This is a genomic window from Hymenobacter sp. (assembly GCF_031398885.1).
Classification (GTDB): Bacteria; Bacteroidota; Bacteroidia; order Cytophagales; family Hymenobacteraceae; genus Hymenobacter.
The window spans coordinates 1-18785 of sequence record NZ_JANNOD010000057.1; the positions used below are offsets into that span (position 1 = coordinate 1).

Sequence of the window (18785 nt, forward strand, 5' to 3'; positions counted from 1 at the left end):
ACAAAGTCGAGCGGTTTTTCAGCCGCCTCAAGCAATTTCGACGCTTGGCTACGCGCTACGACAAGACGGCCAGCAGCTTTTTGGGAATGCTTCATTTTGTCTCGGCCTTGCTTTGGCTTCGCTAATTGTCCGTACAACCTAGCGTAAGCTTTTGCGAATAAGACGCCGCCAGCGTTTTCCACACTTTGCACAAAAAATTAATGGTTCAGCTTATCATTCAATGATTTAAGTCGCGACAGACTGTAACATCTACCCCCAATACGTCCGTACTGCAAGGGGGCTGCGGGCCAGCAATGGTGGCCGTTGCCCCGTGCTCACCGATTCCTTTCCACCCCCCTCTTTCCATTTTATGAAACGTTCCTTCCTTCCTCTCTTGGCTACCGGCCTGCTCGCCCTGGCTTCCTGCGGCGACGCTAACAAGTCTACTTCGGCCGCGGGCGGCAACGCCAGCGACAACAGCATGACCGACTCGGCCACCGGCGGCGACACCGCGTCGGCCACCATGCCGGCCGGGTCTGAAGACCCCGACAACCAAGCCCAGAACGCGGGCTCGGCCAAGGGCGCGAGCGGCAACGGCGCCATGGGCGGCAGCGAGGCCCCCATGGGCGACCCCAACGGCCCCACCGCCCCGCACAAGGACGACAACGAGTTCCTGAAAACGGCCGCCCACAGCGACCAGAACGAAATTCAGCAGAGCAAAATGGCGCTGGCCAGGGGCGTGACCGGCATGGCCAAAGAAATGGCCGACAAGATGATTGCCGACCACACCAAATCAACGGCCGACCTGAAGGTAATCGCGGGCAAAAAAGGCGTGACCCTGCCCACCGACATGGACGCCGAGCACAAGGCCATGGTCCCGGCCATGGAAAAGCTCTCGGGCAAAGACTTCGAAGCCAAGTACATCACCCAGATGGAGGTCGACCACCAGAAAACCGCCAACACCATGCGCGCCCACGAGAAAATGACGCAGGACGCTGACGTGAAAGCCTTCATCGGCAAAACGGTGCCCGTAGTGGAGCAGCACTTGAGCATGGCCAGGATGGACGGCAATATGAAGCTGTAGCTAAGCGGCGTACGCTTTGGCTGATTTATTTGCAAAAGGCCCCGGCTACGTTGGTAGCCGGGGCTTTTTCTTATGGCCTTGGTAGTAAAACTCGCTCAAGAAACCGCCGCGTACTTGCTCACTTTCAGCTCCTCGGCCAGGAAGCGGGCGGTGTGGCCTTTGCCGGACTTGGCCACCTGCTCGGGCGTGCCCTGGGCCACGATGGTGCCGCCGCCGCCGCCGCCCTCGGGGCCGATGTCGATGACGTGGTCGGCTACTTTTATCAGGTCGAGGTTGTGCTCGATGATGAGGACGGTATTGCCCTTGTCAGCCAGTTTCTGGAGCACGTCGGCGAGGTGGCTGATGTCCTCGAAATGCAGGCCGGTGGTGGGCTCGTCGAGGATGTAGAAGGTTTTGCCGGTGTCCTTTTTGCTCAGCTCGGTGGCCAGCTTCACGCGCTGGGCCTCGCCGCCGCTGAGGGTGGTGGCCTGCTGGCCCAGCGTGAGGTAGCCCAGGCCCACCTCATTGAGGGTCTTGATTTTGCGCAGGATGCGGGGCTGAAACTCGAAGAACTCCACGGCTTTTTCCACGGTCATGTCCAGGATGTCGGTGATGGACTTGCCTTTGAACCGGACTTCCAGCGTTTCGCGGTTGTAGCGGCGGCCCTTGCAGGTTTCGCAGGGCACGTGCACATCGGGCAGGAAATTCATCTCGATGGTGCGGATGCCGGCGCCCTCGCAGGTTTCGCAGCGCCCGCCCTTCACGTTGAACGAGAACCGGCCGGGGCCGTAGCCGCGGATTTTGGCCTCCGCCATCTCCCCAAACAGTTGCCTGATTTCGGTGAACACGCCGGTGTATGTGGCCGGGTTCGAGCGCGGCGTGCGGCCAATCGGCGACTGGTCCACCTCAATCACCTTGTCCACCAAGTCCAGCCCGTCCAGGCTGGCGTAGGCCAGCGGCTCCTTCTTGGCGTTGAAAAAGTGCTGGTTCAAAATCGGGTACAGCGTGTCGTGGATGAGCGTGGACTTGCCCGACCCGCTCACCCCGGTCACGGCCACCAGCTTGCCCAGCGGCACGCGCAGGGTCACGTTTTTGAGGTTGTTGCCGGTGGCCCCTTTCAGCACCAGCTCGGCGCCCTCGCCCTTGCGCTTCTTCTTGCGCATCTCGATGTGCTTCTGCCCGCTCAAGTACTGCGAGGTGAGCGAGCCGGAGCTGAGAATCTCCTGCGGCGTACCCGAGGCCACGATGTGGCCGCCGTGAATGCCCGCGCCCGGCCCAATGTCGAGCACGTGGTCGGCGTGCAGAATCATGTCCTTGTCGTGCTCCACCACAATGACGGAGTTGCCGATGTCGCGCAGGTGCTGCAGGGCCTTGATGAGCCGCTCGTTGTCGCGCTGGTGCAGGCCAATGCTGGGCTCGTCCATGATATAGAGCACGCCCACGAGCTGGGTACCAATCTGGGTGGCGAGGCGGATGCGCTGGCTTTCGCCGCCGCTCAGCGTGCGCACCGGGCGGTGCAGGTTCAGGTAGTCGAGCCCCACTTCGAGCAGGAAGCCAATGCGCTTGCGGATTTCCTTAAGCAGCTCGCGGGCAATGACGTTCTGGCGCTCCGTCAGGCGGCTTTCCAGCCCTTCAAACCAACCGGCCAGCTCGTTCAAATCCATCACCGACAGCTCACCGATGTTCTTGCCGTCCATCTTAAAGTGCAGGCTCTCCTTCTTGAGGCGGTAGCCCTGGCACTCGGGACAGGGCTGGGCCTGGGCGTACTGCGCAATCCACTCGCGGATGTTGTCCGACTCGGAATCCATCTGCCGGCGCAGGAAGGGAATGATGCCCTCGAACGGCTCAGAATAGGCGCTTTTGTTGTCGTCAGCCTCATCCTCCGTGATGCCGTGGAGCAGGCGCTTGAGCAGCTCGGCGGGCAGCTTGTCGAGCGGCGTGTTGAGCGTGGCCTTGTGCTTTTTGAGGATGAGCTGCAGCTGCTGAAAAATCCAGATGTCGCGGTAGTCGCCCAGCGGCGCGATGCCGCCGCGCGCGATGCTCAGCTTGCGGTCGGGCAGCACGCTGTCTTCCGTGATTTCCTGGACCTCGCCCAAGCCGTTGCACGTCGGGCAGGCACCGTAGGGTGAGTTGAAGCTGAACGTGTTGGGCGCCGGGTCGTCGTAGGCAATGCCGGTGGCCGGGTCCATCAGAAAGCGCGAGAAAAACTGCGGCTTGGCCTTTTCGCCCTTTCCATCTGGGTCCAGCACCAGCATGGTGCCCTTGCCGTGGACCAGCGCGTTCTGCACCGAGCCCGAGAGGCGGAACCGGTCCTCCTCCTTCACCACGAGCCGGTCAATCACGATTTCGATGTCGTGAATTTTGTAGCGGTCCACCTGCATCTTGGGCACGAGGTCGAGCAGCTCGCCATCCACGCGCACCTTGGCGAAGCCCAGCTTGGCAATCTTCTGGAAATCTTCGCGGTAGTGGCCCTTGCGGCCCTTCACCACCGGCGCCAGCACCACCAGCTTGCGGCCGTCGAAGTGCCGCAGGATGTAGTTGATAATCTGGTCGTCGCTCTGCCGAATCATCTTCTTGCCCGTAGCGTAGCTGAAGGCCTCGGCCGTGCGGGCGTAGAGCAAGCGGAGGAAGTCGTAAATTTCCGTGATGGTGCCCACCGTGGAGCGCGGGTTGCGCGAGGTCGTCTTCTGCTCGATGCTGATGACCGGCGAGAGGCCCTCAATCTTGTCCACGTCGGGCCGCTCCAGCCCGCCCATGAAGCTGCGGGCGTAGGCCGAAAACGTCTCCATGTAGCGCCGCTGCCCCTCGGCGTAAATCGTGTCGAAGGCCAGGCTCGACTTGCCCGAGCCCGAAATGCCCGTGAACACCACCAGCCGGTTACGCGGAATTTTCACCGTGACGTTCTTCAGGTTGTGCTCACGGGCGCCGTACACCTCAATGAACGGGGCTTCGAGGTGCGGCGGGGCGGGGCTGTAGCCGTTGAGCTGGCCGTGGGTGTGCGCCGTGGTGGGGCCGGCGGCCGGCAATTCGGTCATCGTGCGCACGGTGGCCGCGGTTTCGGCGGTGGCCACGGCAGCGGCGCGGTTTTCGGCGGGGTCTTTCGCCGCGGCGGCCTTGGCTTTAGCGGGCGCAGACCTTTGGTTGGGGGCTTTGGCAACCGGGGTGTCGGTGGATTTTTTGGCCATTCAGGAAGGCGGCGAATAAGGGCGCAAAGGTACGAAACGGGGAGCCCGAAGGCTAATGCAAACCGCATGTTTGCCAGCTGCACGGGCAACTGCCCGGTCCGGGGCGTTGGGGCACAACAGCCAGCCGGCCGCGTTTGTGCCCGCCCAAGCAAATGACTGCGCAAACCACCGCCCCGCTCATCTGCTACTGCCCCGCGCTTACTGGCACTGTCCTTGCCAAAGAACGAGCTTCCCCCCTTATTTTTAGTCCGTGCTTATGAAATCCCTCCTCAACTCGTTGTGCTTTGCGCTGCTGAGCGTGTTTGCGCTGGCTACCGCGCCGGCCGCGCAGGCCCAGGTCACTATCAACATCGGCCCGCCCAGCTGGGGCCCCGCCGTGCCGGCCGGCGCGCAGTACTACTACATCCCCGAAACCAACGGTTTCTACGACGTGCCCGCCCGCCAGTACGTGGTGTCGCGCAACGGCCGCTGGGTTCGCACCGCCACGCTCAGCGGCTACAACCCCGCCACCTTCCGCCCCGTGGTGATTGACTACGTGGGCGCCCAGCCCTGGATACGGTACAACGAGTACAAGGTGAAGTATCCGAAGAAAGGCCACCCCCACGGCCTGCCGCCCGGCCAGGCCAAAAAACTGTACAAGAACGGCTACCGGGACGGTCGCCACGACGACGACGACCGCGACGATGACCACGGTCATAAGCACAAGAACAAGGGCAAGGATAAAGATTAATCCCGGCGGCCCTTAAACTTTCCGGCTAATCAGTTGCTCTAAAATTTGGCTTTTCGGCCGGGCAGTGCCAACGCGTGGTTAGCCGCTTTGCTTACGCTCTATTCTCTTCCCCAAAAACAATGAATTTCCTCCTCAAAATAGTGTGCACGGGCTTGTTGGGCGCCTTCGTGCTGCTGGCGGTGGCGGCGCCGGCCCGGGCGCAGGTCAACGTGAACATCAACACGGCTCCGCCCGCCTGGGGCCCGTCCGTGCCGGCCGGCACGCAATTCTACTACATCCCCGAAATCGACGGCTACTACGACCTCTACGCCCGCCGGTACATCGTATTTCGCAAGGGCCGGTGGGTGCCCGTAGTGGCACTCAGCGGCTACGACCCCTACGCCTTCCACCCCGTGGTACTCACCACCTACCGGGGCCGCCAGCCGTGGGCCTACGTGCGCGAGCACCGCGTGCGCTACCCGCGCCCCGTGGTGGTGGTGCGGCCTCGGCCCGTGGTGGTGGTCCGGCCCCGCCCCGTGGTGGTGCGGCCCGTGGTGGTACACCGCCACTCGCCCCCCGGCCAAGTCAAGAAAGCTTACCGCGCCGGCTACCGCGAGGGTCGGCACGACGACCATGGCCACGGCCACAAGCGCGATTAGTCGCCCAACGCCCACCCCTAGTTACCAAAAAAGGCAGCCCCGTGCGGGGCTGCCTTTTTTCACACCAAGCCTTCCTGATTCTCGCCTTAAAACGCCGCGTTCTTCGGGTAGCGCGGGAAGGGAATCACGTCGCGGATGTTGGCCATGCCGGTCACGAACAGCACGAGGCGCTCGAAGCCCAGGCCGAAGCCGGCGTGGGGCGCGGTGCCGAAGCGGCGGGTGTCGAGGTACCAGTCTAGCTCGTCGGCGGGCACGTGCATCTCGGCCATGCGGGTGGTGAGCTTGGCGTAGTCCTCCTCGCGCTGCGAGCCGCCGATGATTTCGCCGATGCCGGGGAATAGCACGTCCATGGCGCGCACGGTGCGGCCGTCGTCGTCCAGCTTCATATAGAAGGCCTTGATTTCCCTCGGGTAGTTGGTCAGGATGACGGGCTTCTTAAAGTGCTTCTCCACCAAGTACCGCTCGTGCTCGCTCTGCAGGTCGGTGCCCCAGTCCACGGGAAACTCAAACTTTTGCTTGGCCAATTTCAGGATTTCCACGGCCTCGGTGTAGGTCAGGCGCTGGAAAGCATTATCGACCACCGATTGCAAGCGGGCCAGCAGCTCCTTGTCGTACTGGTCGTTGAGGAACTGCAAGTCGTCGGCGCAATGGGCCAGGGCGTACTTGACGAGGCTTTGCAGGAAATCCTCGGCCAGGTCCATGTTGTCTTCCAGCTCGTTGAAAGCCACTTCGGGCTCTATCATCCAGAACTCGGCCAGGTGGCGGGCGGTGTTAGAATTTTCGGCCCGGAAGGTGGGGCCGAACGTGTAGATGCTGCCCAGCGCCATGGCCGCCAACTCGCCTTCGAGCTGGCCCGAAACCGTCAGGTTGGTTTGCTTGCCGAAAAAGTCCTCCGCGAAGTCCACCGAGCCGTCGGCGGTGCGGGGCGGGTGCTCGGGCGGCAGCGTGGTCACGCGAAACATCTGGCCCGCGCCCTCGGCGTCGGAGCCGGTGATGATGGGCGTGTGGACATAGAAAAAGCCGTGGTCGTTGAAGTACTGATGCACGGCGAAGGCCAGCGCGTGGCGCACGCGCAGCACCGCCCCGAAGGTGTTGGTGCGGGGCCGCAGATGGGCAATTTCGCGCAGGGCCTCCAGCGAGATGCCTTTTTGATCGCTGCCTCGACGTTGTATCGGGTAAGTTTCGGGGTTGGCGGTGCCCAGCACGGTGATTTCGGTGGCCTGCACTTCCACGGCCTGGCCCTTGCCCTGCGAGGCCACCAGTTGGCCGCGCACGGCCACGCAGGCCCCGGTCGTGATTTCCTTCAGGCTTTCCTCCGGGAACTGCTCGGCCGCCGCCACCACTTGCAGGGTGTGGATGGTGGAGCCGTCGTTGAGGGCAATGAACTGCACGTACTTGTTGCCGCGGCGGGTGCGCACCCAGGCTTTGACGAGGACTTCGCGGTCGAGCTCCTGGCTCGAAAGCAGTTCTTTGACAGTGGTGCGACGCAGGGTGGTTGTGGCCATATAAAGCAGGATTTAAGCGGGCAAAGGTAGCTTTTTTACGCAAGGCCCCACCCCTATTTGCGCCACAGCCGCTGCCACAGGCTGCGGGGCGGGGCCGCGGCGGGCGCGGGCGGCGCAACCGGGGGGTGCATTTCGACGAGCAGGCCGCGCACTTCGGCCGCGGGCAATCGCCGCCGCAGCCGCACGGCCGGCCGGTGGGCGTCGTGCAGGCTGGCCAGGAAGCCGGCGTCCCAGCTGCGCTGCAGGTACTTTTCGCGCTCGGTGGCCAGCAGCAGCACGTTGCCCCGCACCCGGGGCTGCGACGACACCGACGCGTCGCCCGCGGCGAACTGCGCCGGGTTGAGGGGGCCGCCCTCGTAGGCCAGCGCATTAAGCCACTCCCACAGGTTGCGGTCGGTACCCTCGGGCGAGGCCGTGTGGTCGCCCTGTGCGAAGCGCAACAGCTCGGCCGAAGCCAGCGCGGGGCGCTTTTTCAGCTTGAGGGCGGCGGCCTGCGCCAGCACCAGGGGCTGCAGCAGCGTCAGCAGGTGAAACGTGTTGTTGACTTGCGACACCGAAACTTCCAACCCGGTTTCCTGGTCCGGGAACAGCACCCAGAGCACCTCTTCGTCGCTGGTTTCCGCGAGTCGCAGCAGGTAGTCGAAATGGCCCGATAGGTCTTCGTTCGCCCCCAGCCAAGCCAGGGTTTCGGCCTGCTGCTTGAATAAGGCCCGGCCCGGGGCCGAGCGGCACAGCAGGGCCATGAGCCCGATGACGGTGAAGCGCCAGACGGCTTCCGCCGGGGGCGGGCCGGCGTCCTGCAGTTGCCGCAGGCGCGTGAGATGCTCCAGCCCGCTTGCCAGCAAAATAACGGGGCTCGCGCCGTCCTCCACCAGGCTCCCGCCGAATACCAGCAGGGCCGAGGCTTTGGCGGCATCAAGGCTTGGCAAGCGGGCGCTGAGCGAGGTCAGCACGTCGTTTTTTTCGGGCAGGGGCAATGTTTTGGCCCACGCCAACGCGTCGTTTACTTCGGGCTCGTCGAAGAGTTCATCGGCGTTATTGGAAGGAAGCACCGCCCAATCCAATAAAGTGGTCAACTCGATTTGCGTGAACATGGCGGCAGTGGAAAAAACGGCTGAATGGCGCGCAGTCAAAAGTAAAGCCGCCCCACAAGATGCCCCGCCAATCACCCCCTGAGCCGCCCGGTTTTGCTCATCGTTGCGAAAGCCTGACGGCGCGCCCTCAACTTTTCGTGCCAAATTTTAGCAAAAACGGCCGCGGCCCCGCGCTTTCCGTAATTTCGCTATTATGCAACGCCTCGACCTCAAACAGCTCCTCTCCCAAAAGCTTAGCCCGCAGCAGATTCAGTTTATTAAGCTGCTGCAAATTCCGACGGCGGAGCTGGAGACGCGCATCAAGGAGGAGATGGAGGTGAACCCGGCCCTGGAAGAGGACGAGGCCGACGACGAGCCCGAGGAGCCGGACCGCGACGATGAGAGCGACGACTCGGACGACCCCGACGCCAGCCTCGACAACGACGAAAACACCCTGGACGAGGACTTCGACGACCGCGGCGCCCAGGACCAGGCCGACGAAATGCCCGAGCCCGAAATTCAACCCAAGGACGACGGCCCCGCCGACACCGAGGCCAACGCCGACAACACCGACCTCGACCTGAGCGACTACCTCAACGACGACGAAATAGCCGGCTACAAGATGCAGGGCGACGGCCCCGGCGAGGAAGAGGAGCGCGACACGCCCCTGGCCGACACCAGCGGCTCGCTCCTGGATTCGCTGCTGGACCAGCTCCACTTTGCCGACCTCGACGAGCGCCAGGAGGCCATCGGCCAGCAGCTCATCGGCTCGATTGACGGCGACGGCTACATCCGGCGCGACCTCTCGGCCATAGCCAACGACCTGGCGTTTTCGCAGAATCTGGAAGTGAGCGTGCCCGAAATTGAGGCCGTGCTGCGCGTGGTGCAGCAGTTCGACCCGCCCGGCATCGCGGCGCGCGACCTGCCCGAGTGCCTGCTGCTGCAGCTGGAGCGCCGGCCCCAGGACGAGGCCACCACCAACGCCAAGCGGATATTGACCGACACGTTCGAGGAGTTCAGCAAGAAGCACTACCCGCGCATTCAGCAGAAGCTGGGCCTGGAGGACGACGAGCTGAAGGAGGCCATCAACGTCATCCTCAAGCTGAACCCCAAGCCCGGCGGCAGCGGCCCCAGCGGCCTGGGTAAGACCCAGTACCTGATGCCGGACTTCATCCTGACCAACGACAACGGCGTCTTCAACCTGACCCTGAACGCCCGCAACGCCCCCGAGCTGCGCGTGAGCCCGGCCTACACCGAGATGTTTCGGACCTACGACAAGGCGGCCAAGAAGGACCAGAAGATGAAGGAGGCCGTGACCTTCGTGAAGCAGAAGCTGGACTCGGCCAAGTGGTTCATCGACGCCATCCGGCAGCGGCAGAATACGCTGCTGCGCACCATGAACGCCATTGTGGAGCTGCAGCGCGATTTTTTTGCCGAGGGCGACGAGGGCAAGCTCCGGCCCATGATTCTCAAGGACATTGCCCAGCGCATCAGCATGGACATCTCGACGGTGAGCCGGGTGGCCAACTCGAAGTCCATCCAAACGGAATTCGGCATTTATCCGCTCAAGTATTTTTTCTCCGAAGGCATTGCCACCGACTCGGGCGAGGACGCCAGCAGCCGCGAGGTGAAAAGCATTCTGCGCGAGCTGATTGGCAAGGAGAGCAAAGAGCGGCCGCTGAGCGACGACAAGCTGGAAAAGATGCTCAACGCCCGCGGCTACAACATTGCCCGCCGCACGGTGGCCAAGTACCGCGAGCAGCTCAACATTCCGGTGGCCCGGCTGCGCAAGGAGCTTTGAGGTCAGTCAACAGTGAGCAATGAACAGTGAGCAGTTGCACGGATGCCCAGTATGGGAGAATTTATTATTTTACCTAACCGCCGCAGCCGCTAACTTGCTGTTAATTACCCACTGCTAACTGTTCATTGCTAACCGCTCACTGCTCATTGAAAACTGCCCTTCCTACCGACCCCGCCGAGCTACGGGACCTCTACCTGAGCGAGCGCGCCCGCCGCAAGCACGCCGAAGCCGAGCTGACGCAACTGCACATAGCCAGTCGCATTCCCCACCTCAACCCCAACCCCGTGCTGCGCCTGAACGCGGCCGGCGAACTGCTGTTTGCCAACCCGGCGGCCGAAATGCTGGCGCAGGAGCTGCAGGCCACGGGCCCCTCGCGGGTGCGGCCGCAACTGATGCAGGCCGCCACCCAGGCCCTGCGCACGGGCGAAGTGGCCCAGCGCGAGCTGCTGGCCAACGGCCAGCACTTCCTGCTCTTTACGGTGCCCGTGGTGGAGGAAGGGTACGCCATGATGTACCTCACCGACGTGACGGCGCGGCGCCAAGCCGAACAGGAAACCCGCGAGCAGCGCGAGTTTTACGAAGCCATTCTGGCCCACTTGCCGGCCGTGGTGGCGGTGCTCGACGCCGACCAGCGCTACCGCTACCTCAACCCCTACGCCCAGCCCGACCCGGCCAAGCGCATATCCCACCTGGGCAACACCTTCGCCGACCGCTGCGCCAACCTGGGCCTGCCCCAGTCGCTGGCCGCGCGCCGCCGCCGCCTGTTCGACCGCGCCGTGAAGGCCCGGCAGATGGTGAGCTGGGAGGAGCGCTGGCCCGGCTCCGACGGCGAGCCGGCCGTGTACTGGCTGTGCTACTACCAGCCGGTGTTTGGGCCCGATGACGAGCTGCGCATGATGATGGGCTACTGCCTCGACATCACCATCCGGCGCCAGGCCGAGGCCCGCACCCGCGAGAGCGAAGCCCAGGTGCTGGCCCAGCAGTCGTTCACCACCCTGGTGCTCGACCTCAACCCCAACCTCATTTGGGTGCGCGACGCCGCGGGCAACACCATGTTCGAGAACGCCGGCATGGCGGCCCTGCGCCAGCGCATCAGCGAGCTGGCCAGCACCAGCACCATCGAAGAAGCTCTCGAACCGGAGGAGGTGAAGCGCTCCTTCCGCGCCGACTTGGAGGTGCTGCGCACCGGTCAGGAGCTGACCACCGAAACCTCGGCGCAACTGGCCACCGGCGAGGTGCGCTGGTACCAGACGGTGCGCTGCCCGCTGGTGCTGGCCGACGGCACGGCCCAGGTGCTGGGCGTGCGCACCGACATCACCGTGCTCAAGGCCGCCCAGCACGCGGCCGAAGCCGCCGCCACCGCCCGCGAGCACTTCCTGGCCAACATGAGCCACGAAATTCGCACGCCCCTCAACGGCGTGCTGGGCATGACCAGCCTGCTGGCCAAAACCGGCCTCAACGAGCAGCAGAGCAACTACACGGCCATCATTCAGCACTCGGGCCGCCACTTGCTGAACGTGGTGAACGACGTGCTCGACATGGCCAAAATCACCTCCGGCAAGCTGGAGCTGGACCAGGCGGCGTTTAACCTGTGCGACTCGATGGCCAACGCGGCCGAGCCGCTGGTGCTGCAGGCCCAGGAAAAGGGCATCCGGGTGGTGGGCACGCGGCTGCGCGAGTCCTGCCCGCTGCCGTGGGTGCTCGGCGACTCGTACCGGCTGAGCCAGATTTTGATTAACCTGCTCTCGAACGCCATCAAGTTTACCCCGGCGGGCGGCACCGTGACGGTGGCCGGCCACTACGTGAGCGAAACCGAGGACACCCTCACCACCGAGTTCCGGGTGACGGACACCGGCATCGGCATCGCGGCCGACAAGCTGGAGAGCATCTTCCAGGAATTCACCCAGGCCTACGCCGACACCACCCGGCAGTTCGGCGGCACCGGCCTGGGCCTGAGCATCAGCCGGGCGCTGGTGACGCAGATGGGCGGGCGCCTCACGGTGCAGAGCGAATCCGGCCGGGGCAGCTCGTTCTCGTTCATCACCACCCTGCCCAAGGCCAGCCCCGAGGAACGACGGGCCGCCCTGGCGCCCGTGGTGCCGGTGCAGGAAGCCGCCGTGCGCGGCCGGCGGGTGCTGCTGGTGGAAGACAACCCCGTGAACCGCGAAGTGGCCCAGCTGCTGCTCGAAGGCCACGGCGTGGTGGTGGACGAAGCCGCCAGCGGCCTCGAAGCCCTCGACCTGTTCGAGCGGCACCGCTACGACGCCGTGCTCATGGACATCCAGATGCCCGGCATGAACGGCCTGGAAGCCACCGCCCGCATCCGCGCGCACGCCGACGCCGGGCGGGCCAGCACGCCCATCCTGGCCCTCACCGCCAACGCCTTCCGGGCCGATGCCGAGAAGTACCACGCCGCGGGCATGAACGACACCCTGCCCAAGCCCTTCGACGAAGCCGAGCTGATGAGCAAGCTGGCCTCACTCATCGCGGGGGTACAAGGCCCCCTGGTGGAGCTGAAAGCACCGGTAGCGGCCGCCGCGGCCCTGGCTCCCGCGGCCCCCGTATCCGTTGGCGCTGCCAAACCGGTGGTTGCACCGCTTGCTTCGGAGGCGCCGCCGTGCTTCGACCTGACCTTGCTGCGCCAGACGGCCCGCGGCAGCACCATTTTCATGAACCGCATTCTGGCCTCTTTCCACGCCAACACCCCCGGCAGCGTGGCCGACCTGCGCGCCGCCCACGCCGCCGCCGACTGGCCCGCCGCCGCCGCCGTGGCCCACAAGCTGCGCCCCTCCCTGCGCCTGCTCGGCGCGGCGGGCGCGGCGCCCTGGCTGGAAACCCTGGAAGCGGAAGCCACTACCGAACCCGAGCGGCAAGCCGCCGCGCAGGCGCTGGCAGCCGGCTTGGATGAGTTACTGGTGCTGCTGCCGGCCAACCTCGCCCCCTGACTCCCTCTCCCGAAAAGAGAAAGCACCGGCCGTGCCCATCCTGGCCTTGCCCAGTAACTACTGGTGAAGGCCGCAGAAAGGGGGGCAGTCTTCACGCAACACGTTGGTGCCTGGTGCGGCAGTGAACACCTCCGGCGCAACGGCGGCAGCCAACAAGTTGTCGGTTGCTCGTTGTTCGTCAGGTATTTATCAAGAGGGCTAACAGCTGACAACTGCTGCCTGGCAACTTAGTTGTTGCCGTGAGCTGGCCCCGGCCCCCGCAAAGGGGCGGCCCCCTTCCGTTTGAACATAACGGCGGCAGCCTAGCCTACCAGACAGTGAAGAAATCGAGCCGCAGGCGCTATGGTCCGTAGCGGGTGGCACGCGCACCCGCGGCGAGCGTCCGGCGCGGGCAGTGGCGCCCACAAAAAAACAGCCGACCCACGGCCGGCTGCTTCCCTTGTTTTCAACCGACAAAGCGGCTTACTTGAACAAGGCCAGCGCCTTGATGAAGGTTTGCGACACGCCCCAGGCCAGGGGAATGCCCACGAACAGCCAGGCCAGGACCAGCGACCCGCCCGAGTTGGGTCCGGTGGCGGCGGAAGAATTAGGTTGTGGGTTCATATCAACGTCAGGTTAGAAGGGGAAAGACAGCGGCTTAGCGGGCGCCGACGGGCACCGGCGCGGGCGCGGGCGTGGTGGCCACGTGGTAGCGGGAGTTCACGGCCGACACCAGCAGGTTGGCTACGAAGCCGACCACCAGCACCCCGGCCATGGTGTAGAACACCGTCTGGTAAGCGGCCGCGCCGGTCAGGCCCTTGGCCTTCTGCTGGTCGTGCAGGTAGTTCACCAGCAACGGCCCCAGCACGCCGGCCGTGGACCACGCCGTGAGCAGGCGGCCGTGAATGGCGCCCACCTGCATGGTACCGAACATGTCGCGCAGGTAGGCCGGAATGGTGGCGAAGCCGCCGCCGTACATGCTCATAATCACGCAGCACACGATGACGAACAAGGTGAGCGAGGCGCTGGCCGCCAGCGAGGGCACCAGGGCGTAGAGCGCCACGCCCAGGCCCAGGTAAATCATGTACGTGGGCTTGCGGCCAATCTTGTCCGAAGCCGACGACCAGAAGAAGCGGCCCAGCAGGTTGAACAAGCTGAGCAGGCCCACAAAGCCGGCGGCCGCCGCGGCGGTTACGCCCCGGCCCGCGCCCATGCTCGCGTCCGAAAACGACTCCTGAATGAGCGGCGAGGCCGATTCCAGCACGCCGATGCCGGCGGTCACGTTCATGCAAAGCACCACCCACAGCATCCAGAACTGCGGCGTCTTGATGGCGTTGTCGGCGTCCACGTTGGCCGTGGTGATGAGGGCGCTGGACTGCGTGGGGGCCACGTAGCCTTCCGGCTTCCAGCCCTCGGCCGGTACCCGGATGTTGAACACGCCGTACATCATGAAGGCCAGGTAAATCAGGCCCATGGCGATGAACGTGGGCGCGACGCCCATCGGGGCAAAGTCCTTGAACTGCGCCATGAGGGCCACGGCCAGCGGCGAGCCAATCATGGCGCCGCCGCCGAAACCCATGATGGCCATGCCCGTGGCCACGCCTGGGCGGTCGGGGAACCACTTAATCAGCGTGCTCACCGGCGAGATGTAGCCGATGCCCAGCCCGCAGCCGCCCACGAAGCCGTAGCCGAAGTACACCAGCCAGAGCTGGTGCAAATGCACGCCCAGCGAGGCAATGAGGAAGCCGCCGCCAAAGCAGAGCGCCGAGGCCAGCATGGCCTTGCGCGGCCCCACGCGCTCCAGCCACTTGCCAAACACCGCCGCCGAAAGGCCCAGCAGCACGAAGGCAATGGTGAAGATGACGGCGAGCTGGCCCGCCGTCCAGTCCAGGGCGTCGGGCTTGTCCACGTTGCCGCTGATGAGGGCGCCCATGGGCTTCTTGAACACGCTGAACGCGTAGGCCTGCCCGATGGCGAGGTGAATGGCCAGGGCCGCCGGCGGCACCAGCCAGCGGTTGTAGCCGGGGCCCGCCACGGTGCGGCTCCGGTCGAGCCACGAAGAGGAAGTGTCTGCCATGAAAGAGTGGGAATTGAGGTGAGAGAAGTCGAACCCGGCGAAAATCAAAGCACGCTCGCCACCGCGCCCACGTGCCTCGAATTGTTGGGAACGAAAGGTAGCCGGCTTTTTAACAGATTGATTACTTGCGATTCAAAAATTTTGCTAAACAGTTATAGCTGGGGAAATCAATGGGGAATGAAGAATGAGGAATGAGGAATTGGCCATTGGCTCCTAAATTCTTCATTCTTCATTCTTCATTAAGCCGCAGGCGTCACTCGTCGCTGCTGAGCTTGCCGCCGGTCACGTGCACGAGCGAGCCGGTCATGAATGAGCCGTCCTGGCTGGCTAGCAGCACGTAGGCGGGGGCGAGTTCTTCGGGCTGGCCGGGGCGCTTGAGGGCGACTTCGTGGCCGAACTTCTCGATTTCGGCCAGCGGCATGGTGGCGGGGATGTTGGGCGTCCAGACCGGGCCGGGCACCACGCAGTTCACCCGAATGCCCTTCTCGCCCAAATACAGGGCCAACGACTTGGTCAGGGCGTGGATGCTGGCCTTGCTGGCCGCGTAGTCCACCAGAATTGGGATGCCCGTGATGCCCACGATGCTGCCCGTGTTGATGATGCAGTCGTCTTTTTGCAAGTGCGGAATGGCGGCCTGCGCCATCCAGATGTAGCCCAGAATGTTGGTGTCGAAGGTGCGCCGGATTTGCGCTTCCGGGATGTCCTCGAACTTCTCCTGGCTTTGCTGGTAGGCGGCGTTGTTCACCAGAATATTGAGCCCACCCAGCTCGGCCAGGGTGCGGCGCACGGCCTGCTTGCACTGCTCGGGGTCGCGCACGTCGAGCTGAAGCAGCAGGCACTTGCGCTTCTCCTTTTCGACCAGCCGTTGGGTTTCTTCGGCATCCTGCAGGTTCTCGTTGAACACCACGGCCACGTGGGCGCCTTCCTTGGCAAAAGCCAGGGCCACGGCCCGCCCGATGCCCGAGTCGGCGCCGGTGATGAGGGCGACTTTGTCGCGGAGTTTGCCCGCGGCCCGGTAGTTGGCCAGGTCCGAGTCGGGCTGCAGGCGCATGTCGGCTTGCTTGGCCGGGTAGGGCAGCTTTTGGGCCGCGGCCTTCATGTCCTTGGCGGTGGGCCGGCGCTCGGCTCTGGTTTTGGGCGCAGCGGGCGCGGCCTTTTTGGCGGGCGCCGAGGGGGTGGGTTTCTTGGTAGCCATCGACAGCGAATGAGGTGGGCCTTGCTCTACGCAAAAGCCCCGGTACAGGGTACGGCCGGGGCTCGCAAGCAGTTTGGCCGCCGTGCAAAGGCGGCTAGCCGCGGGCCACGCCGGCCGCGCCGACGGTGCCGTAGCCGCCATCGACCAATAGCTCTTCGCCCACCACGTAGCTCGAATCGTCGGAAGCAAGGAAAAGCACGGCCTTGGCAATTTCCTCGGGCCGGCCGGCGCGGCGCAGCGGCACCTCGCCCGACGCGTGGCCGTAGAAGCCTTCGACTTGCTCGTCGTCGTAGCCCGCGCGGCCGATGATGGGCGTGCGGGTGTAGCCGGGGCTGACCACGTTCACGCGGATGTTGCGGCCGGCCAGCTCGTTGCTCAGGTTGCGGGCCAGCTGGCGCACGGCGGCCTTGGACGCGGCGTAGAGCGAAGCCCCGGGCATGCCCGCGTGGATGACCGTGCTGGCGTTGATGACCACCGCGGCGCCGTCGCGCAGCAGCGGCTCGGCCTTTTGAATGGTGAAAAAGACGCCCTTCACGTTGATGTCGAAGGTTTCGGCGTAGAGGGCCTCGGTGCTGTCTTGCAGCGCGCCGCCCTTGAAAATGCCGGCGTTGGCAAACACCACGTCGAGGCCACCGAACTGGGTGTTGATTTGGGCGAAGAGCTGGTCCAGCTCGGCCAACTGGCTCACGTCGCTGCGCACGGCCAGCGTGCCGGGACCGACGAGCCGCGCGGCCTCGTCCAGCGTGGCCTGGTCGCGGCCGGTGATGATGACCTGGGCGCCCTCCTGGGCAAAAAGTTGGGCGGTGGCCAGGCCAATGCCCGAGTTGCCGCCCGTGACGAGGGCGACTTTTCCTTGCAGCTTGTTCATGAGAATCACCTAAAAATGAAGGATAGCGCCGGCAATATGCCGGCGGCCCCGTACTGACATTTTCAGGATGTATTTGTTGGGCAGCCACCAAAAAGTAACGTTAGTACCTTTAGGAAACTGTTGTTGATAATCAGGCTGAAAATTTTTATGAAAAAAGAACGGACGGCGCCCGTGTGCGCCATCACGGCGGCCCTCGACGTGCTGGGGGGCAAGTGGAAAGTGTTTGCGCTATCGCAGTTGGCTCAGCACGGCACCCTGCGGTTTGGCAAGCTGCAAAAGCTCATCCCCAACGTGACCCAGAAAATGCTGACCCAGCAGCTGCGCGAGCTGGAAGAAGCCGGCCTGGTAGCCCGCGAAATTTTCGCCGAGGTGCCGCCCCGCGTCGAGTACCGCCTCACTGCCCACGGCCTCACCCTGCACCCGGTGCTGGGCGCGCTGCGCAACTGGGGCGAGCTGCACCGCGAGGTGCTGGGCCAGGCCGCGCCGCCCACCGCCTGCGAGCTGGCCGAAAAACTGGCCCGGTCGGAGGCGGGTGCCGAAACCCGGCGGGCGGTGGCGCCCTAGCCTACCCTGTTGCGAAGCGGCGCCGGGCATTGGGCTACAGCCGCCGCAGCACCACGCGGCGGTTGCGGGGGCGCTGGGCGGGGTCGGCGTTGTCGGCCACGGGCTGGGCGCCGCCGTAGCCCACGGGGCGCAGCTGTCCGGCCGCCACCCCGTGGGCCGTGAGGTAGAGGCATACGGTTTCGGCCCGCTGCTGCGAGAGCTGGCGGTTCAGTTCAGCGCTGCCCACGTTGTCGGTGTGGCCCTGCACCTCCAGCCGCAGGTCGGGGCGGGCCGTTAGGGCGCGGGCCAGGCTGTCGAGGCCGGCGCGGGCGGCGGGCAGCAGCCGGGCCTGGCCCTGGTCGAAGTACACTTCGGGTAAGGTCACCTCCTGGCCTTCTGCCAGGGCCGCGACCCGCTCCGTGGCCGTGGGAGCGGGCCCCGAAACCGACGCCGGTGCTGCTGGTGCTGCTGGCGGAGGCGCCGGCAGAGAAGCGGCCGCCCGCCCGCGGGGCCCCGAAACCAGTGCCGCGCGGGCGGGCGGGATGACTGCGGGCCGAGGCTTCGCCACCGCAGCCGGTTTTGCCGGGGCCGCCACCGGGCGAGCTTCGGCGGGCAGCTTGGGTTTTTCGGTGAATAGGTAACGGGTGGCAACGGGAACCGGGCCAGCCGCGCCGCCGGGCAGCGCCCACCTCAGTCGGGCGCGGGTGTCCAGAATGTCCTGGTAATAGTCAACCCGCAGCCGGTAGGCCACGCCGGCCGTGAGCGGGACGCTGACGGTGTACTCGCGCCGGGACTGGTCGCGCCACTCGTTCAGCAGCACCCGGTCGTTGAGCCACACGCGCATCCCGTCGTCCACGCTCATTTGAAAGCGGTAGAGGCCCGTGGTGGGCACCACCAGCCAGCCGAGCCAGCGCACCGAAAAATGCTCGGTGGGCAGGCCCGGCGCGGGCTCGCCGTGGCCCCAATCGAAGTCCACGGTCGGGTCGCGCCGCACCAGCATTAGGCGCTCAAACTGCTCGCCGTCGTAGTACTGCCCGCGCAAGCCGTCGCCCACCGGCCCCGGCGCCTGGGCCCCGGCAGACGCAGCCAGCAACCACAGCATCAACAGTAGCAGTAGCCGCCCCCGCAGGTTAGAATAAACGAACCGAGTCATGCGGCCAAAACGCACCCGAAGCACCCGGCAGTATAGACTCCCTCAACTCCA

The 18785-nt window shown here is 64.9% G+C and carries 15 protein-coding genes; 7 read left to right on the forward strand and 8 right to left on the reverse strand.

The window, feature by feature from the left end; all coding sequences use genetic code 11:
• Both RMO51_RS11650 and RMO51_RS11655 read left to right on the forward strand, forming a co-directional pair.
• On the forward strand, positions 1-125 hold a 125-nt coding region (locus RMO51_RS11650; protein WP_310394902.1), incomplete at its 5' end, for a transposase.
• 224 nt (positions 126-349) lie between these two features.
• Positions 350-1063 (forward strand): DUF4142 domain-containing protein, encoded by a 714-nt coding sequence (locus RMO51_RS11655; RefSeq protein ID WP_310394814.1) that lies wholly within the window; start codon positions 350-352, stop codon positions 1061-1063.
• Positions 1064-1158: 95 nt separating this feature from the next.
• Here RMO51_RS11655 and uvrA read toward each other — a convergent pair whose 3' ends face one another.
• A complete protein-coding gene (gene uvrA, locus RMO51_RS11660) occupies positions 1159-4077 on the reverse strand; it encodes an excinuclease ABC subunit UvrA (RefSeq protein ID WP_409025043.1) in 2919 nt (972 codons plus the stop codon).
• A gap of 406 nt (positions 4078-4483) precedes the next feature.
• Between uvrA and RMO51_RS11665 the strand changes: the two genes are divergently transcribed.
• Entirely contained in the window at positions 4484-4957 is a 474-nt protein-coding gene (locus RMO51_RS11665; protein ID WP_310394817.1) for a hypothetical protein, read from the forward strand.
• Between the two features lie 119 nt (positions 4958-5076).
• Positions 5077-5595 carry a hypothetical protein gene (locus RMO51_RS11670; RefSeq protein WP_310394819.1) on the forward strand — a complete coding sequence of 173 codons (519 nt, stop codon included), beginning with the start codon at positions 5077-5079 and terminating at the stop codon, positions 5593-5595.
• Positions 5596-5681: 86 nt separating this feature from the next.
• Here RMO51_RS11670 and asnS read toward each other — a convergent pair whose 3' ends face one another.
• A complete protein-coding gene (asnS, locus tag RMO51_RS11675) occupies positions 5682-7085 on the reverse strand; it encodes an asparagine--tRNA ligase (RefSeq protein WP_310394904.1) in 1404 nt (467 codons plus the stop codon).
• A 68-nt stretch (positions 7086-7153) separates the two neighbouring features.
• Positions 7154-8194, reverse strand: a complete 1041-nt coding sequence (locus tag RMO51_RS11680; RefSeq protein WP_310394820.1) for a hypothetical protein — start codon at positions 8192-8194, stop codon at positions 7154-7156.
• A gap of 193 nt (positions 8195-8387) precedes the next feature.
• Here RMO51_RS11680 and rpoN point away from each other — a divergent pair, with 193 nt between their 5' ends.
• The gene (gene rpoN / locus RMO51_RS11685) at positions 8388-9974 is read left to right on the forward strand and encodes an RNA polymerase factor sigma-54 (RefSeq protein ID WP_310394822.1); all 1587 of its coding nucleotides are present in this window, start codon (positions 8388-8390) and stop codon (positions 9972-9974) included.
• Between the two features lie 146 nt (positions 9975-10120).
• Positions 10121-12919 (forward strand): response regulator, encoded by a 2799-nt coding sequence (locus RMO51_RS11690; protein WP_310394823.1) that lies wholly within the window; start codon positions 10121-10123, stop codon positions 12917-12919.
• A 462-nt stretch (positions 12920-13381) separates the two neighbouring features.
• Here RMO51_RS11690 and RMO51_RS11695 read toward each other — a convergent pair whose 3' ends face one another.
• The 4 genes from RMO51_RS11695 to RMO51_RS11710 form a co-directional block, all read right to left on the reverse strand.
• Positions 13382-13522, reverse strand: coding sequence for a hypothetical protein (locus RMO51_RS11695; RefSeq protein ID WP_310394824.1), 141 nt, complete (start codon positions 13520-13522; stop codon positions 13382-13384).
• Between the two features lie 34 nt (positions 13523-13556).
• The gene (locus tag RMO51_RS11700; RefSeq protein ID WP_310394826.1) at positions 13557-14975 is read right to left on the reverse strand and encodes an OFA family MFS transporter; all 1419 of its coding nucleotides are present in this window, start codon (positions 14973-14975) and stop codon (positions 13557-13559) included.
• A gap of 253 nt (positions 14976-15228) precedes the next feature.
• Positions 15229-16074 carry an SDR family oxidoreductase gene (locus RMO51_RS11705; RefSeq protein ID WP_310394906.1) on the reverse strand — a complete coding sequence of 282 codons (846 nt, stop codon included), beginning with the start codon at positions 16072-16074 and terminating at the stop codon, positions 15229-15231.
• 190 nt (positions 16075-16264) lie between these two features.
• The gene (locus RMO51_RS11710) at positions 16265-17038 is read right to left on the reverse strand and encodes an SDR family oxidoreductase (protein ID WP_310394828.1); all 774 of its coding nucleotides are present in this window, start codon (positions 17036-17038) and stop codon (positions 16265-16267) included.
• A gap of 147 nt (positions 17039-17185) precedes the next feature.
• Between RMO51_RS11710 and RMO51_RS11715 the strand changes: the two genes are divergently transcribed.
• A complete protein-coding gene (locus RMO51_RS11715; protein ID WP_310394830.1) occupies positions 17186-17602 on the forward strand; it encodes a helix-turn-helix domain-containing protein in 417 nt (138 codons plus the stop codon).
• A 34-nt stretch (positions 17603-17636) separates the two neighbouring features.
• Here RMO51_RS11715 and RMO51_RS11720 read toward each other — a convergent pair whose 3' ends face one another.
• Positions 17637-18683 carry a PA14 domain-containing protein gene (locus tag RMO51_RS11720; RefSeq protein ID WP_310394832.1) on the reverse strand — a complete coding sequence of 349 codons (1047 nt, stop codon included), beginning with the start codon at positions 18681-18683 and terminating at the stop codon, positions 17637-17639.
• Between the last annotated feature and the right edge of the window lie 102 nt (positions 18684-18785).

What these genes read in the sequence shown, in the direction of transcription:
- RMO51_RS11710 (WP_310394828.1), bottom strand. Translation starts at nt 17,038, where the DNA reads ATGAACAAGCTGCAAGGAAAAGTCGCCCTCGTCACGGGCGGCAACTCG.
- RMO51_RS11715 (WP_310394830.1), top strand. Translation starts at nt 17,186, where the DNA reads ATGAAAAAAGAACGGACGGCGCCCGTGTGCGCCATCACGGCGGCCCTC.
- RMO51_RS11705 (WP_310394906.1), bottom strand. Translation starts at nt 16,074, where the DNA reads ATGAAGGCCGCGGCCCAAAAGCTGCCCTACCCGGCCAAGCAAGCCGAC.
- RMO51_RS11695 (WP_310394824.1), bottom strand. Translation starts at nt 13,522, where the DNA reads ATGAACCCACAACCTAATTCTTCCGCCGCCACCGGACCCAACTCGGGC.
- RMO51_RS11670 (WP_310394819.1), top strand. Translation starts at nt 5,077, where the DNA reads ATGAATTTCCTCCTCAAAATAGTGTGCACGGGCTTGTTGGGCGCCTTC.
- RMO51_RS11665 (WP_310394817.1), top strand. Translation starts at nt 4,484, where the DNA reads ATGAAATCCCTCCTCAACTCGTTGTGCTTTGCGCTGCTGAGCGTGTTT.
- uvrA (WP_409025043.1), bottom strand. Translation starts at nt 4,077, where the DNA reads ATGACCGAATTGCCGGCCGCCGGCCCCACCACGGCGCACACCCACGGC.
- RMO51_RS11680 (WP_310394820.1), bottom strand. Translation starts at nt 8,194, where the DNA reads ATGTTCACGCAAATCGAGTTGACCACTTTATTGGATTGGGCGGTGCTT.
- RMO51_RS11720 (WP_310394832.1), bottom strand. Translation starts at nt 18,683, where the DNA reads ATGCTGTGGTTGCTGGCTGCGTCTGCCGGGGCCCAGGCGCCGGGGCCG.
- RMO51_RS11700 (WP_310394826.1), bottom strand. Translation starts at nt 14,975, where the DNA reads ATGGCAGACACTTCCTCTTCGTGGCTCGACCGGAGCCGCACCGTGGCG.
- RMO51_RS11655 (WP_310394814.1), top strand. Translation starts at nt 350, where the DNA reads ATGAAACGTTCCTTCCTTCCTCTCTTGGCTACCGGCCTGCTCGCCCTG.
- rpoN (WP_310394822.1), top strand. Translation starts at nt 8,388, where the DNA reads ATGCAACGCCTCGACCTCAAACAGCTCCTCTCCCAAAAGCTTAGCCCG.